15 protein-coding genes are annotated in these 14381 nt (G+C 62.7%); 2 read left to right on the top strand and 13 right to left on the bottom strand.

The genetic code is table 11. The features are described 5' to 3' along the window. Positions 1-67: 67 nt before the first annotated feature. Together ACDK93_RS12405 and ACDK93_RS12400 are read right to left on the bottom strand one after the other, a co-directional pair. Positions 68-631 (bottom strand): 1,2-dihydroxy-3-keto-5-methylthiopentene dioxygenase, encoded by a 564-nt coding sequence (locus ACDK93_RS12405; RefSeq protein ID WP_458068992.1) that lies wholly within the window; start codon positions 629-631, stop codon positions 68-70. Then, positions 628-1278: a methylthioribulose 1-phosphate dehydratase gene (locus tag ACDK93_RS12400; protein ID WP_458068990.1), complete on the bottom strand. Its 651-nt coding sequence runs from the start codon at positions 1276-1278 to the stop codon at positions 628-630. Before ACDK93_RS12400 ends, ACDK93_RS12405 begins: the two co-directional genes overlap by 4 nt. A gap of 161 nt (positions 1279-1439) precedes the next feature. On the opposite strand from ACDK93_RS12400, the gene ACDK93_RS12395 reads away from it, so the two are divergent. After that, positions 1440-1772 (top strand): high-potential iron-sulfur protein, encoded by a 333-nt coding sequence (locus ACDK93_RS12395; RefSeq protein ID WP_458068988.1) that lies wholly within the window; start codon positions 1440-1442, stop codon positions 1770-1772. Positions 1773-2211: 439 nt separating this feature from the next. Here ACDK93_RS12395 and ACDK93_RS12390 read toward each other — a convergent pair whose 3' ends face one another. Next, positions 2212-3672, bottom strand: a complete 1461-nt coding sequence (locus ACDK93_RS12390) for an amino acid permease (protein ID WP_458068987.1) — start codon at positions 3670-3672, stop codon at positions 2212-2214. 72 nt (positions 3673-3744) lie between these two features. Continuing rightward, positions 3745-5229: an amino acid permease gene (locus ACDK93_RS12385; protein WP_458068986.1), complete on the bottom strand. Its 1485-nt coding sequence runs from the start codon at positions 5227-5229 to the stop codon at positions 3745-3747. A gap of 161 nt (positions 5230-5390) precedes the next feature. On the opposite strand from ACDK93_RS12385, the gene ACDK93_RS12380 reads away from it, so the two are divergent. Further along, positions 5391-5936: an NUDIX hydrolase gene (locus tag ACDK93_RS12380; protein WP_458068984.1), complete on the top strand. Its 546-nt coding sequence runs from the start codon at positions 5391-5393 to the stop codon at positions 5934-5936. A gap of 46 nt (positions 5937-5982) precedes the next feature. On the opposite strand, the gene ACDK93_RS12375 is transcribed toward ACDK93_RS12380, so the two are convergent. From ACDK93_RS12375 to ACDK93_RS12335, 9 genes are all read right to left on the bottom strand, one after another. Further along, positions 5983-6504 (bottom strand): 3-hydroxyanthranilate 3,4-dioxygenase, encoded by a 522-nt coding sequence (locus ACDK93_RS12375; protein WP_458068982.1) that lies wholly within the window; start codon positions 6502-6504, stop codon positions 5983-5985. A gap of 124 nt (positions 6505-6628) precedes the next feature. Beyond that, on the bottom strand, positions 6629-7222 hold the full coding sequence (locus tag ACDK93_RS12370; RefSeq protein ID WP_458068980.1) for a fasciclin domain-containing protein: 594 nt from the start codon (positions 7220-7222) through the stop codon (positions 6629-6631). A gap of 252 nt (positions 7223-7474) precedes the next feature. Then, complete coding sequence (gene parE, locus ACDK93_RS12365; RefSeq protein ID WP_458068978.1) at positions 7475-9367, bottom strand: DNA topoisomerase IV subunit B; 1893 nt, start codon at positions 9365-9367, stop codon at positions 7475-7477. Between the two features lie 86 nt (positions 9368-9453). After that, positions 9454-11304, bottom strand: coding sequence for an ABC transporter ATP-binding protein (locus ACDK93_RS12360; RefSeq protein ID WP_458068976.1), 1851 nt, complete (start codon positions 11302-11304; stop codon positions 9454-9456). A 105-nt stretch (positions 11305-11409) separates the two neighbouring features. Then, positions 11410-12123 (bottom strand): peptide-methionine (S)-S-oxide reductase MsrA, encoded by a 714-nt coding sequence (msrA, locus tag ACDK93_RS12355; RefSeq protein WP_458068974.1) that lies wholly within the window; start codon positions 12121-12123, stop codon positions 11410-11412. Between the two features lie 205 nt (positions 12124-12328). Further along, the gene (locus ACDK93_RS12350; protein WP_179481718.1) at positions 12329-12553 is read right to left on the bottom strand and encodes an RNA-binding S4 domain-containing protein; all 225 of its coding nucleotides are present in this window, start codon (positions 12551-12553) and stop codon (positions 12329-12331) included. A 30-nt stretch (positions 12554-12583) separates the two neighbouring features. Then, positions 12584-13036 carry a barstar family protein gene (locus ACDK93_RS12345; protein WP_458068972.1) on the bottom strand — a complete coding sequence of 151 codons (453 nt, stop codon included), beginning with the start codon at positions 13034-13036 and terminating at the stop codon, positions 12584-12586. Continuing rightward, on the bottom strand, positions 13033-13443 hold the full coding sequence (locus ACDK93_RS12340; protein ID WP_458068971.1) for a ribonuclease domain-containing protein: 411 nt from the start codon (positions 13441-13443) through the stop codon (positions 13033-13035). Before ACDK93_RS12340 ends, ACDK93_RS12345 begins: the two co-directional genes overlap by 4 nt. A gap of 84 nt (positions 13444-13527) precedes the next feature. Further along, on the bottom strand, positions 13528-14376 hold the full coding sequence (locus tag ACDK93_RS12335) for a DUF72 domain-containing protein (RefSeq protein ID WP_458068969.1): 849 nt from the start codon (positions 14374-14376) through the stop codon (positions 13528-13530). Between the last annotated feature and the right edge of the window lie 5 nt (positions 14377-14381).

The following is a 14381-nucleotide window of genomic DNA, read 5'->3' as shown; positions in this document are numbered from 1 at the left end:
CATAAACGACCGGGCTATCTGGCCGGTCAACGTTCGGCTTGGCCGTGTCAGCGACGGCGGGTTCTATTCAGCGAGTTGCTGGCGAGTAGGGCTGCATCCGCGGGAAACGCTCGGCAATACCATCGCCGGTGAAGTTGGCGACCCAGCCTTCCTTGTTGGTGAAGAAGCGAATGGCCACGAAGTAGGGCGCTTCACTCATATCGAACCAGTGGCGCGTGCCGTCGGGGACGCCGATCAGGTCGCCGGATTCGCACAGCACGTCGTAGATCTTGCCGTCGATGTGCAGGGTGAACTGGCCGGCGCCGGCGACGAAGAAGCGCACTTCGTCCTCGCTGTGGGTGTGCTCGCTGAGAAACTTCTGCCGCAGCATGGCGCGATCGGGATGATCGGGCGTGAGGCTGATCACATCGACGGCCTGGTAGCCGGTTTCCGCCATCAGCCGATCGATATCCGTTTTATAGGCGGCAATGACCTCGTCCTGGCTGGCGCCGGGCGAAATCGGCTGGCTGGCCTCCCACTGTTTGAAGCGGATGCCGACCTTGCCCAGCTCGCGGGCGATGGCGGCGTAATCGCGGTGCAGCGCGAGCTCGGCGTCGGGATGACTTTCGTCGAAGATGCGTAGTTGGCTCATGATGCCCTCAACCTTTTCAGATCCAGTTCGCAGCCCAGCAGGAATTCGAGTGCTTCCAGATGGCGGTGCGTTTCCTTCATGTCGCGGCCCCAAGTATAGATGCCGTGGCCGTCGATCAAATAGGCGTGCAGCGGTTTGCCGCTGTCGATCCAAGCGTCGACTTGATCGACCAGCTCGGGCATGTGCTGGGTGTTGGGGAAGACCGGTATCTCCAGCAGACTTTCGTGCGTGGTGTAGCCGGTAATCGCCTTCTGCAGCTCCCAGCCCTGCAGGCGGATGACGCCATCGTTGGCATACAGGCGCGAGGCGACGCTTTGCGTGCGCGAGTGGGTGTGCAGCACCGCACCCATCTCGGGCCAGCGCCGATAGATCTGCGTATGCAGGGCGGTTTCCGCGCTGGGTTTCGCGTCGGTGCCGACGGCCTTGCCTTGCATGTCGATCAGCATGATGTCGTCGCGACCGAGTTTGCCCTTGTCGCGGCCGGAGATGGTGATCGCCGCGTGGTCGGCGTCGATGCGAGCCGAGAAATTGCTGCTGGTCGCGGGCGTCCAGCCGAGCGCTGCGAGCTCGCGCGCGGTGTTCGCGATCGAGTCTGCGCGCGCCTCGAACAGGCTCGTGGATATCGTGGTGGGCAGCAGCTGGCGCATAGGGTTTGGACGTCCAAATGGAGTGTGATCATACCACGCGCAAATGCGCGCCAAGGCTTGAATGAGAGCCATTCTCGCCAGTCATGAACGATTGACGAAACAGGCGTACTATCGCCGCAATCCACCGCACAGGGCGTGGGATACATGACGGAGGCTTGCCCATGTCAAATGAGAAGAACATCGAATCACGGCGTCGTTTTCTGAAGGTCGCTGCCGGTACCACGGCCGCAGTGGCGATCATGGGTGGCCTGCCGCGCTTCGCGCGCGCTGCCGACCTGCCGGCGGTCAGCGTGGATGATCCCACGGCCAAGGCGCTGGGCTATGTGGAAGATGCCAGCAAGGCGACCGACCCGAAACACAAGGCGGGCGACAACTGCTCCAACTGCCAGTTCTACTCCGGCGGCGCGACGGGTCGTGGACCGTGTCAGCTGTTCCCGGGCAAGTCGGTCAACTCGAAGGGCTGGTGCGTTTCGCATAACCCGAAAGCGGGCTGATCTTCGCAACGCGTCTTCGATGCGCACGGGGTAGATCGTGAAATAAAAAGGCCGGCATCTTGCCGGCCTTTTTGCATGGCGGGTTGCGCAGAGCAGAGATTCGCCAACCTCGCCGATACAATTCGGTCATTCCCATAAAGTGCCGCCCGACGCACCAAGCTGAGGAGCTGACCCCACTTGATGTGCCGGGCGGCGATCCGAAGGCCCACTGCCAAGTGATATCCCCGGACTCGGGATGATACTCCCGAGCAGCGCGAATGGGCGGCTGGTATGAAAATTTCTCTCGAAAAATTCTCGTTAAATCCTTTTAAAACAATGGCTTGTGCGAAAATTCTCAGTCAGCCTTGAGACTTTCGTTGGCTCGGCGCGAGGAAGGATACGCAGCCAGAAGCGCGGTTATCCGCGGCATTCCGATATTTTCCCCGGCATTCGACGAAATTCAGGATTTCGCGCTCAGCGCCTGCTCCTGGCGCAAATGGCTGTGCCGGCGACCGTAGCCGAAGTAGATGGCCATGCCGACGACCGTCCAGATGCCCAGCAAAAGCCATTGGTACCAGTTCTCCCAATACAGCAGCGCCAGGCAGCTGAGCACGCCGAGCACGCAGGTCACCGGTGCCCACGGCACGCGGAAGGTGCGCGGTAGATCAGGCCGCGTCTTGCGCAGAATCAGCACGCCGGCACAGACCGCGACGAACGCGATCAGGGTGCCCATGGATACCAGGTCGCCGAGCACGTCGAGCGGGAATACCGCGGCCAGCGCCGCGATGCCTACGCCGGTGATGACCGTGTTGATGTGCGGCGTGTGATATTTCGGATGGATCTTGGCGAACACCGGCGGCAGAAGTCCGTCGCGCGCCATGATCATGAAGATGCGCGGCTGCGCGATGATCATCACCAGAATCACCGACGACAGGCCGATCAAGGCGCCGATCTCCACCGCCCAGCGCAGCATGAACAACTGCGGATGCGCACGCACGGCGGTAACCACGGGCTCGGCAGTATCGAGCTGATCGAAGCGCAGCAGGCCGGTGATCACGGCAGCGATGCCGATATACAGAATCGTGCAGATCGCCAGCGAGGCCAGCGTAGCGATCGGCAGATCGCGCTGCGGGTTCTTCGCCTCCTGCGCCGCGGTGGACGTTGCCTCGAAACCGATATAGGCAAAGAAGACCAGCGTCGCCGCGCGCATGATGCCGGCCCAGCCGTATTTTTCCGGCCCCTGGCTGGCTGGAATGAACGGATGCCACAGGGCGGGGTTCACGTAATGCCAGCCGACAGCAATCACCAGCACGATCAGCGCAACCTTGAAAATCACCATCACCAGATTCGCGCCGCTGGACTCCCGGATGCCGACGTAACAAAGCCAGGTCAGCGCCATCACGATGGCGACGGCGGGAAGATTGAACAGCGCGCCGGTCGTCACCAGGTGACCGTCGGTGTAGGCGAGCGGGGCATTGGTCAAGACGGCAGGCAGATGGATGCCGACGTGATCGAGCAGGCTCACGAAATAGCCGGTCCAGCTCACCGCCACGGCGGATGCCGACACGCCGTATTCCAGCACCATGTTCCAGCCGATGAACCACGCCACCAGCTCGCCCAATGTGGCGTAGGCGTAGGAATACGAGCTGCCCGACATCGGAATCAGCGTGGCGAACTCGGCGTAGCACAGCGCGGTAAAGCTGCAGCAGATCGCCGCGATAACGAAGGCCAGGATGATGGCCGGGCCCGCATGCTCGGCCGCGGCCTGGCCGGTAATCACGAAGATGCCGCCGCCGATGACTGCGCCGATACCGAGCGCCGTGAGCCCCCAGGGTCCCAGCGTGCGTTTCAGCGCCGGGCCGTGGTGGCCGTCGTCGGTTTGCGAAAAATCGGTCTTGCGCGCGAGTAGCTGTTTGAGCATGTGCGTTCCAGAAATAAAACCGGCACGGTGGGTACCGTGCCGGTCGATGCATCAGAGTTCAGCGTTCTATTTTCAGCTCGCTTCGGTACCGTTGGCCAGATGGCTCTTGCGGTAACCGTAGAGGTAGTACACGACCAGACCGATGGCTGCCCAGCTGAAGAACAAGGTCAACGTGTAACCGCTGAGGTTGAAGAACAGCAGCAGGCAGCCTGCCACCGCAAGCGGACAGATCAGCCAGACCAGCGGCGTGCGAAACGGCCGCGGACGCTCGGGCTGTTTCACGCGCAAGACCATTACGCCGATGGCGACCATGATGAAGGCGAATAGCGTTCCGGAGTTGGTAATGTCGGCCAGTATTCCCACGGGGAACAGCGCCGCGAAAAGCGAAACGAATACACCCGTGATGATCGTGAGGATATGCGGGGTGTGGAAGCGCGGATGCACGGTGGAAAGGAAGTTCGGCAGCAGGCCGTCGCGCGACATGGTGAAGAAGATGCGCGACTGGCCGTAAATCATCATCAGAATCACCGAAGGCAGCGCCAGTGCAGCGGCGAGGCCGATCAGCGATCCCATCGTGTTGTGGCCGATCAGCACCATGACGTGCGCCAGCGCATCTTTGCTGCAGACCAGCGCTTCGGAGCCTACGCAGGCCGCCGCCATCGCAGGCGTGCCTGGCTGCAGCGAGGCGCCGCCGGGTCCAAGCATCGGCTGCGAACCGACCGAACCGACGGCGCCGTAGCTCACCAGCAGATAGAAAATGGTGCAGACGATCAGCGAGCCGAGCAGGCCGATAGGTATATTCCGGTTCGGGTTCTTGGTTTCTTCCGCCGCGGTCGAAACGGCGTCGAAGCCGACATAGGCGAAGAAGATCGAGGCCGCTGCGCCGAGCACGCCTACGCCGCCGAACGGTGTGCCCCAGCCGTTTGGTACAAACGGTACGAAGTTCGAGGACTTCACTGCGGGCACGGCGACGATGATGAAGGCGGTCAGCGCGATGATCTTGATGGCGACGAGCACCGCATTGACCTTGGCCGACTTCGACGTGCCGACGACCAGCAGCACGGTGATCACCAGGGCAATCAAAAACGCCAGCAGGTTGAAGCTGCCGCCGTCCATTGGACCCGTGCGCAAGAACGCGGGTATCGAATACCCCGCGCGAGCCAGCAAACCATTCATATAGCCGGACCAGCCAACCGACACCGTGGCCGCGGCGATCGCATATTCGAGTACGAGCGCCCAGCCGACGACCCAGGCCGGACCTTCGCCAAGCACGCCGTAGGTGTAGGTATAAGCAGAGCCCGAAACCGGAATCATCGACGCCAGTTCGGCGTAGGCCAAAGCCGCGAGTGCGCAGACTGTGGCTGCGATGACGAAGGCAATCATCATGCCGGGGCCGGCTTTCTGGCCTGCTTCCGCGGTCAATACGAAGATACCCGTGCCGATGATCGCGCCCACGCCGAGCAGGGTGAGCTGGATGGGGCCCAACTGTCGTTTGAGGCTTTTCTTTTCAGCGGTGGCAAGAATTTGGTCGAGCGGCTTGACTCGCTTGAAAAGCATGTGGTGTTCCCCGTAATGACAGACGCCGGTAGTCGGTTGTGTGCGACGTATTGTTTTAATACATAAACTTATCCAACAACCATAGCGGAGCCTCGGTGAGCGTACAAGACGCTTTGCGGCATAGAATGGGGTTTGGGCTTGGCGCTGGAAATTTTTTGCCGATGACTACCGTGACGCTTGAGACGGCGCTGTGCCATTACGCTGCGTCCGACGGACAGGAAGCCGACACGGCGTTTCTGTTCGGGCAGTTTCTCGATTCCGATGACGAAGTCTTCATGCGCAGTCATCCGGTCGGCCACTTCACCGGCTCGGCCTGGCTGGTCAGCGCGGACGGCGAGCGCGTGCTTCTGACCCATCACCGCAAGCTGGGTCGCTGGCTGCAGCTTGGCGGGCATGCCGACGGTGATCGCGACCTGGCCAACGTGGCCTTGCGCGAAGCTGAAGAAGAATCCGGATTGATCGACCTGGCGGTCGAACCGGATATTTTCGACCTCGATCGCCACCGCATTCCCGCGCGCGGCGATGAGCCGGAACACTGGCATTACGACGTGCGCTACGTGGTGCGTGCGACCGGTAGTGAACAGTTTGCGATCAGCGATGAGTCGCTGGCGCTGGCGTGGAAATCGATCCGCGAGATCGCCAACAATGCGTCGGCCGATGTGTCGCTGAGGCGCATGGCGGGCAAGTGGCTTGCGCGCAGTAAGTAGAGTCATCCGCGCCAGGTTGGCCGCGAATGACTGCAGCGATTGATGCTCAGCCGTATTTGGCTGGTGCCGGATTCAGATGGCCGCACTGGCCGCAGGTGCGCGCGTCGCGCGAACGGTAGAAACGATCGAACACCGGCGGAAAATCCTGCTCGATGTCGTCGAGTACAAAAAATTCTTCGTAGAGCTTGTGATTGCAGTTTTCGCAGAACCACAGCAGCCCGTCTTTCTCGTGCGTCAGGCGCTTGCGTTCGATCACCAGGCCGATGGATGCGGCCATGCGCTGCGGCGAATGCGGCGTGCGCGGCGGCAGATAAAAAAGCTCGCCGGCGCGAATCGGAATGTCGCGGGCGCGGCCGTCGTCCTGCACTTTCAGCACCATCTCGCCTTCGAGCTGATAGAAAAACTCCGGGCCTTCGTCGTAGTGGTAGTCGCTGCGCGCATTGGGGCCACCGACGATCATGATGATGAAGTCGCCATCGACGATGCACTTGTTGCCCACCGGCGGTTTCAGCAGATGGCGGTTGTCGTCGATCCAGCGCTGCAGATCGAGGGGTGGCAGCAATGACATGGGTGTCGCTCGGTAGTAACCAGCCGCCACCTTAGCCGCGTCGAGCGCACAAAAAAAGCCGCCCCGATGAGGGAATCGGGGCGGCGGTACAACAATCGCGTTTCGAAACAATAAGCGATGCGGATTACGGCATCAGAACCTTGTCGATGACGTGGATCTCGCCGTTGGACTGCTTCACGTTGGCGATGGTGACGTGGGCGACATTGCCCTTGTCATCGGTAATGGCCACGCCCTGGGAATCCTTGCTGAAAGTCAGCGAGTCGCCTTCGACGGTCTTCACCGAAGCCTTGCCGCCGCCTTTCTTGATCAGCTTGAGCAGATCGGCCGAGGTCACATTGCCGGGCACGACGTGGTAGGTCAGGATCTTGGTCAGGTCGGCCTTGTTTTCCGGCTTCAGCAGCGTGTCGACGGTGCCGGCAGGCAGCGCGGCAAACGCTTCATTGGTCGGCGCAAACACGGTGAACGGGCCGGCACCCGAAAGCGTATCGACCAGACCGGCAGCCTTGACGGCGGCAACCAGGGTGGTGTGGTCCTTCGAATTCACCGCGTTCTCGATAATGTTCTTGTTCGGGTACATCGGTGCACCGCCCACTTCGATGGTCTTGCCCATGCTCATGCTGCTCATCGAGTCGGCCATCGCCATCGGCGCCACGGCGACTGTGGCAAAAGCCAGCGAGAGTCCCAGGGCGATGCCACGCAGACGCTGATTCTTGTTCATGTGTAACTCCAGATTTTCCGCTTCGCGGATTGGAAGCGTGTGGAGATACGGCGCGAGCGGCGGGCCGGATGCAGGAGACTGCTTGGGGAAACCGAGGAAGTGGCGAGGTGTGCGTAAACGCCGCAGGCGCATATCCAACGAAAAAGTGCAGCGCGACCGATGGTGGCGTGGACGCATGGCGTCGTATGAACAACAAAGTGATTCGATACACGGCGGACTGCATTGAAAACGCAGCCCGCAAGTCCTGCTGCCTCAGACCTCCAGCGTAGCCAGATCGCCTTTCTCTTCCAGCCACGCCTTGCGATCGCCGGCGCGCTTTTTCGCCAGCAGCATGTCCATCAGTTTTGAGGTGCCGTCCTCATCGCCGATGGTCAGCTGCACCAGCCGGCGCGTATCGGGATGGATGGTCGATTCGCGTAGCTGCGGGGGGTTCATCTCGCCCAGGCCTTTGAAGCGCGTGGTGCTGACCGCGCCCTTCATTTTTTCGCGCTCGATCCGCTGCAGCATCGCCGCCTTTTCGCTCTCGTCGAGGCAGTAAAAAACCTGCTTGCCCACGTCGACGCGGAACAGCGGCGGCATTGCCACGAAGACGTGGCCTTCGCTGACCAGGGTGGGGAAGTGCTTGAGGAACAGCGCGGTCAGCAGCGTGGCGATATGCAGGCCGTCCGAATCGGCGTCGGCCAGAATGATCACCTTGCCGTAGCGCAGACTGGAGAGATCGTTCTTGCCCGGATCGCAGCCGATGGCGATGGCGAGGTTGTGCACTTCTTCCGACGCCAGCACGGAACCGGACTCGACTTCCCACGTGTTGAGGATCTTGCCGCGCAGCGGCAGGATCGCCTGGAACTCCTTGTCGCGCGCCTGCTTGGCGCTGCCGCCGGCAGAGTCGCCCTCGACCAGAAACAGTTCGGTCCGGGTGAGGTCGGTCGCGGTGCAGTCGGCCAGCTTGCCGGGCAGCTGCGGGCCCTGGGTAATCTTCTTGCGAACGATCTGCTTGGCCGCTTTCAGGCGCGCGCTGGCGCGTTCGATCGCCAGCTGCGCGATCCGCTCGCCGATGTCGACATGCTGGTTGAGCCACAGGCTGAAAGCATCGTGGACGACGTTTTCGATCATGCCGGCAGTCTGGCGCGACGACAGCCGCTCTTTCGTCTGGCCGGCGAACTGCGGATCCTGCAGCCGAGCCGACAGCACGAACGCCAGCCGCTCCCACACGTCCTCCGGCGCCAGCTTCACCCCGCGCGGCAGGAGGTTGCGGATATCGCAGAATTCGCGGATGGCCGTGGTCAGGCCGGTGCGCAGGCCGTTGACGTGGGTGCCGCCCTGCGCGGTGGGAATCAGGTTGACGTAGCTTTCCTGCACCAGCTCGCCTTCCGGCAGCCAGGCCAGCGCGACTTCCATGCCTTCGACATCGCGCGCCATCTGATGCACGAACAAATCATGCGGCAGCAGTGTCTCGGCGCCGTCGAGTTCGCCGCGTAAATAGTCGCGCAGGCCGTCCTCGTAATACCAGTCGTTGACCTCGCCGCTGGCGACATCGGTGAGCTTGACGCTGAGGCCGGCGCATAGCACTGCCTTGGCCCGCAGCAGATGGCGCAGGCGTGTCAGCGACACCTTCGGTGAATCAAAGTATTTGGCTTCGGGCCAGAAGTGCAGGGTAGTGCCGGTGCGCTTCTTCGGTACCGTTCCGATGATTTCGAGCGGGCTGACCTTGTCGCCGTGCTCGAAGGCCATGCGGTATTCGTGGCCATCGCGGCGGATGGATACCTCGACGCGATCGGATAGCGCATTCACCACTGACACGCCGACGCCGTGAAGGCCGCCTGAAAAGCTGTAGTTCTTGCCGCTGAATTTTCCGCCGGCGTGCAGCCGCGTCATGATCAGCTCGACGCCAGACACGCCTTCTTCCGGGTGGATGTCCACCGGCATACCGCGGCCGTCGTCACTCACCTCAACCGAACCGTCCGCGTGCAGCGTGACTTCGATGCTGCGGGCGTGGCCGTTCACCGCCTCATCCACCGAGTTGTCGACCACTTCCTGCACCAGATGGTTCGGGCGGGTGGTGTCGGTATACATGCCGGGGCGGCGTTTGACCGGGTCCAGACCGGAGAGGACTTCAATATCGGCGGCGTTGTAGCGACTGCTCATGCGTATGTTTCAACCAGGGAGATAGGTCTAGCGGACAGCGAAGCATGGGGCGCGCAGGCGGGCAGGGTCAAGCTGCCACGCGCGACCTAGCGGTAGCCTTGCGCCTGCAGCGAAAACAGGTGGGCGTAGTGGCCGGCCTGCGCCATCAGCTGCTCGTGGCTGCCGCGTTCCTTGATGCGGCCGTCCTGGATCACGATGATCTGGTCGGCCATGCGCACCGTCGAGAAGCGGTGAGAAATCAGGATCGCGATGCGCCCGCCGGACAGTTCGCGGAAATGCTCGAAGATGGTGGCTTCGGCTTCGGCGTCCATCGCCGCGGTGGGCTCGTCCAGCACCAGGATGTCGGCGCGCAAGCGCATGAAGGCACGCGCCAATGCGATCTTCTGCCACTGCCCGCCGGACAGCTCGCGGCCGTCGCGAAACCACTTGCCGAGCTGGGTATCGAAGCCGGCCGGCAAGGTGTCGATGAATTCGCTGGCCATGCCCTTGTCGCTCGCTTCGCGCCAGCGCTCGGCGTTTTCGAACGCGGTCACGTCGCCGACGCCGACGTTCTCGCCGACGCGCATCTGGTAGCGCGCGAAATCCTGAAAAATCACGCCGACACGCTGCAGCAGCACGCCTTCATCCCAGTCGCGCAGGTCGGTGCCGTCGAGCAGCACGCGGCCGCTGTCGGGCGAATACAGCCGAGTCAGCAGCTTGATCAAGGTGGTTTTGCCGGAGCCGTTCTGGCCGACCAGCGCCAGCGACTCGCCGGGTTTGATGTGCAGGTCGATATCGTGCAGCGCCGGTTCGCTGGCGCCGGGATAGGTGAAGCTGACCCGCTCGAAGCGAATGCCGTCGCTCGGTTGGGCGCCGACCTGCACGGTGCCGGTGGATGGCGGCACCGGGGTTTCGAGGTACTCGTAGAGTGTCGACAGATAGAGGTTGTCCTCATACATGCCGCCGATCGCCGACAGCATCGCCGACACCGCCGACTGACCCTGCCGGAACAGCATCAGGTACATCGTCATCTGGCCCAGCGTGATGCGCCCGACCACCGTGCTCATGGCAATCCACACATAGGCGGCATAAAGCGTCAGCGTGCCGAGCAGGCCCAGCCCGAAACCCCAGCTGTCGCGACGAATGGTCAGGTCGCGGTCGTCGCGGTAAAGCGTGTTGAAGATGTTGCGATAGCGCTCGAGCAGCAGCGGCCCGAGGCCGTAGAGCTTCACCTCCTTGGCGTGATCCTCGCGCGCCAGCACCGTTTCCAGGTACAGCTGCATGCGCGTCTCGGGCGAGCGCCAGCGGAACAGGCGAAACGCGTCGCCAGAAAATTTGGTTTCAGAAATGAAAGACGGCAAACCGGCCAGCAGCAGGACCAGCACCGCCCACGGCGAAAAGTGGAACAGCAAGGTGCCGTAGCTGATCAGCGATATCGCGTTTTGCCCCAGCCCGAACGTGCGCGTGACCAGCGACAGCGGCCGCGTCGACGCTTCGCGTCGCGCGCGGGTGAGCTTGTCGTAGAACTCCGAATCCTCGAAGTGGGCCAGCTCCAGCGTCAGCGCCTTCTCAAGAATCATCACGTTGACGCGCTGGCCCAGCAGCGCGCGCAGCAGCGATTGGCATACCGAGAGCCCGCGCTGGGCGCCGGCAAGCAAGGCGACCAGCAAACCTTCGAGCAGCACCCATTGAATCACCGGCCGCCACGGCGCACTGCCGCTTGCCGCCCACTGGCGACTGGCGTGGACTACGGCGTCGACGATATGCGCCCCCACATACGCCACGCCGGCCGGCAAAAGACCGGCGATAAGCGTGAGCAGGGCCAGCGCGATGGTCAGCGAGCGGCTGGTGCTCCAGACGAGCTGGAGCGCGCGGCCGCTGTAACGGAACACACCCAGAAAACTGCGCGTGAGTTCGTTCGATTCAGTCGTTGACGAAGCGGTGGCGTGAGGCGTCACGAGGGGAGAGTTTTCCGGCCAGCTGCGCGGCACGCGCGGAAGTCCAGAGATGGGGATTGTGACGCCTCACGCAAGTCGAGCCCGCGATGGCGCGTGGCCGCTGACTCAGTGCAGCTGAACTTCGACGACCTGCTGCTCATCCTTGTAGATCGTCGGAAACAGCTTTTTCAGCTGGGAGACCATCGGCGCATCGTTGTAGGCGATGTACGGATTGTCCGGATGCAGCTGCGCATAGTTCTGGTGGTAGGCCTCGGCGGGATAGAACGCCTTCAGCGGCACCACCTGCGTCACGATCGGCCCGTGGAAGGTTTTGGCAGCCGTCAGTTGCGCGATATAGCCGCTGGCGATTTTCTGCTGCTCCGGGCTGCTGTAGAAAATCGCCGAGCGGTACTGCGTGCCGCTGTCGGGGCCCTGCCGGTTCAGTTCCGTCGGATCGACCGGCACCGAGAAATACACCTGCAGCAGCTGGCCGTAGCTGATCTGGCTGGGATCGAACTCCACGCGGATCGACTCGGCGTGGCCGGTATCGCCGTCGCTGACCTGGTCGTAGTGCGCGGTGTTGGCCGCACCGCCGGAGTAGCCGGCCTCTACTTTCTGCACGCCTTTGACATGTTCGAACACCGACTGCATGCCCCAGAAGCAGCCGCCGGCCAGCACGGCGATCTGGTCTTTCGATGCGGCGGTTTTCGGGGCGTCGATGGTCGGTGCGGGCACAACGCCGGCGTCGCTGGCGGCAGACGCCGACTGGCAGGCGCTCAGGCCGGCCATCATCAGGGCGGCGGCCAGGGGCAGGGCTTTGAACAGGGTGCGACGATTCATGGTGGCCTCGCTGGCGGTAAGGATGCGGCAGGTCGCGATGCATCCAGTTACGTGGTGACAACGGCAGCGGATGCAGCGGGAGGCTGCGTGGCCTTTGCTTCTCGCAGCGCTGGCCCGGCTTTCCTGCAGCATCCGGATGCCCCGGATACACGTTATTCGCTCATCGGCCGGCGCGGGTTACCTCCGCTTCGATCATCGATGCGCCTTAGCGGGCGTCCGCCAAGACGTGGATTTCCATGTCGTCGATAGTGACGACCTGACCCGCGCGGATCTTGCAGGTCTTGCGCAGTTCCATCGTGCCGTCGACCAGCACGGCGCCGCTGGCCACGATGGCTTTGCCGGCGCCGCCGCTGTCACAGATGCCGGTCAGTTTGAGCAGCATGTTGAGTTCGACGTAGTCGCCCTCGAGTTCGAAATCCTGGGTTTGCATGATGTTCCGTTAGGTAGGGGATGGGCGAGGTCAGAGAGTGGTTTCGGTGGCCGCGTCGGGCAGCGCGAGAAACGCGAACCACGGCATGTCGTTGTCAGTGGCAAAGGTGGCGGCGTCGTCGAGAATACCAAGCAGGATGTCGAAGTCCGCTGCCGCCGAGCGCCGCAAATCGTCGGCGTGGTCGAACAGCAGCACATAGCCCCACGCCGGCATCCAGCGCAGATCGCGCAGGCTATCGGCCAGCGCATCCCAGTTGTCGCCGAACGTGGCGGGCAGTTCAAGCGACACGCTCAGCCGTCGGAGCAAATCGTCCTTGCCTTGGCAACCGGAAAGGTCAGTATGACAAACGCGCAGCTCTTCGCGCGCCGCGGTTTTGGCCAGCCGCGCAAGGTCATCGCTGCCCACGAAGTAGATACCGCTTTGCGTCGGCTGCGTGAGATTTGGGTCGATCTCGCGCGGGCCGTGCGAGCGATACAGGCTCATTGGGCCACCTTGAACGCGCGAAAGCTGCGGTAGTGATCGTCGGTGTAGTAATAGATTTGCGGCGGCGTTCCGCCGGTGATGATGCGTCGCGCGCCGCGCGTGTCCGCACCGGGTGTTTCCACCGTGTACTCGTGGTAATAGCCACGCGGCTCCTGCGGCAGCAGGTTTTCGTAGTTGCCGAACACCACGCCGTCCTGCCGATGTGTGAATGGTCCGCCGCTGGCGATTCGGTCCAGCGTGGCGCGAGCTTCCGCTGGGAGAAAGCTAGGCAGCCCGACATCACTACTGGCGCTCCCGGTTATGGGAAAAGCGTTCGTTCTTCCGCCGATCGATGTGCCGTGCCCCGACCAGAAGATCGCGGCAGCCGCCAGCGCGATAAGCAGGAACAGAGGCTTGACTTGGCGCATCGGAATTCACACGCAGGGTTGAGAGACCGAAAGCTTAGTCCGTTGGCCGTGCGCGTAGCGACAATCTCCAGTGGCTGTCGTGGTTTAAACGGGGTCGACGCGCGCCTGCAGCGCCATGGCCGCGGCGGGATTGCGCTCCTTGGCGCTGCTGATAAAGAACACGAACACATCGCGCGCTTTTGCCTTGGTGGCGGGCTCGCCCACGTGCGGCAGGTCGGCCGGATCGCCGCCACTCGCCCAGAGCTTCGCGCGTTTCGCCCACTGGCCGAGCGCGCGGGGCGAGTAGCCCGTGGCGATATCCGCCTGGCTGCGCATCAGCCGCGCATAGACGAAATCGCCGGTGATATCGGCCATCGACGGATAGGTGATCGAGTCGGTAAAGACTGTGGCCACGTTATGTGCGCGCGCCAGCTGCAGGTAGGTATCGCACAGAAAGCTTTCGTGCCGCACTTCCAGCACGTGGCGCAGCGGGCGTCCGTTCAATGCACGGGGCAGCGCGTCGAGAAAGGCATCCAGATCGTCCCGGTCTAACTCACGTGAGGGCGGCAGCTGCCAGAGAATCGGTCCCAGCCGCGCGCCGAACTCGGCCAGGCCGCCGCTGATGAAACGCTTCGCAGCGGCGGTTGACTCGGCCAGCCGTCTACCTTGGGTTACCGTCTTGGGCGCCTTCAGCGAAAACACGAAGTCCTCCGGCGTCTCGGCGGCCCACTTCGCGTAGACGGCCGGCGTCTGCGGCCGGTAGAAGGTACCGTTGATCTCGATAGCTCGCAGATGCCGACTGGCGTATTCCAGCTCGCGCCGCTGCACCAGCCCCTCGGGATAAAAATTCTTGCGCCAGGGTGCGAACGTCCAGCCGCCGATACCGACGCGAACCGGCGAGGCGCCGGCAGCGTGCGCCGGGCTGGCAAATAAATCGTCGGTGGTCGATTGCATCGGCG

This window comes from Rhodanobacter sp. BL-MT-08, assembly GCF_054161255.1.
The sequence above is the reverse complement of the archived record's forward strand: the minus strand, read 5'-3'. Positions and strand labels throughout refer to the sequence as shown.

Excerpts from the sequence above, each read along its gene's own strand:
- ACDK93_RS12405 (WP_458068992.1), bottom strand. The coding sequence starts at position 631 with ATGAGCCAACTACGCATCTTCGACGAAAGTCATCCCGACGCCGAGCTC.
- ACDK93_RS12400 (WP_458068990.1), bottom strand. The coding sequence starts at position 1,278 with ATGCGCCAGCTGCTGCCCACCACGATATCCACGAGCCTGTTCGAGGCG.
- ACDK93_RS12395 (WP_458068988.1), top strand. The coding sequence starts at position 1,440 with ATGTCAAATGAGAAGAACATCGAATCACGGCGTCGTTTTCTGAAGGTC.
- ACDK93_RS12390 (WP_458068987.1), bottom strand. The coding sequence starts at position 3,672 with ATGCTCAAACAGCTACTCGCGCGCAAGACCGATTTTTCGCAAACCGAC.
- ACDK93_RS12385 (WP_458068986.1), bottom strand. The coding sequence starts at position 5,229 with ATGCTTTTCAAGCGAGTCAAGCCGCTCGACCAAATTCTTGCCACCGCT.
- ACDK93_RS12380 (WP_458068984.1), top strand. The coding sequence starts at position 5,391 with ATGACTACCGTGACGCTTGAGACGGCGCTGTGCCATTACGCTGCGTCC.
- ACDK93_RS12375 (WP_458068982.1), bottom strand. The coding sequence starts at position 6,504 with ATGTCATTGCTGCCACCCCTCGATCTGCAGCGCTGGATCGACGACAAC.
- ACDK93_RS12370 (WP_458068980.1), bottom strand. The coding sequence starts at position 7,222 with ATGAACAAGAATCAGCGTCTGCGTGGCATCGCCCTGGGACTCTCGCTG.
- parE (WP_458068978.1), bottom strand. The coding sequence starts at position 9,367 with ATGAGCAGTCGCTACAACGCCGCCGATATTGAAGTCCTCTCCGGTCTG.
- msrA (WP_458068974.1), bottom strand. The coding sequence starts at position 12,123 with ATGAATCGTCGCACCCTGTTCAAAGCCCTGCCCCTGGCCGCCGCCCTG.
- ACDK93_RS12350 (WP_179481718.1), bottom strand. The coding sequence starts at position 12,553 with ATGCAAACCCAGGATTTCGAACTCGAGGGCGACTACGTCGAACTCAAC.
- ACDK93_RS12345 (WP_458068972.1), bottom strand. The coding sequence starts at position 13,036 with ATGAGCCTGTATCGCTCGCACGGCCCGCGCGAGATCGACCCAAATCTC.
- ACDK93_RS12340 (WP_458068971.1), bottom strand. The coding sequence starts at position 13,443 with ATGCGCCAAGTCAAGCCTCTGTTCCTGCTTATCGCGCTGGCGGCTGCC.
- ACDK93_RS12335 (WP_458068969.1), bottom strand. The coding sequence starts at position 14,376 with ATGCAATCGACCACCGACGATTTATTTGCCAGCCCGGCGCACGCTGCC.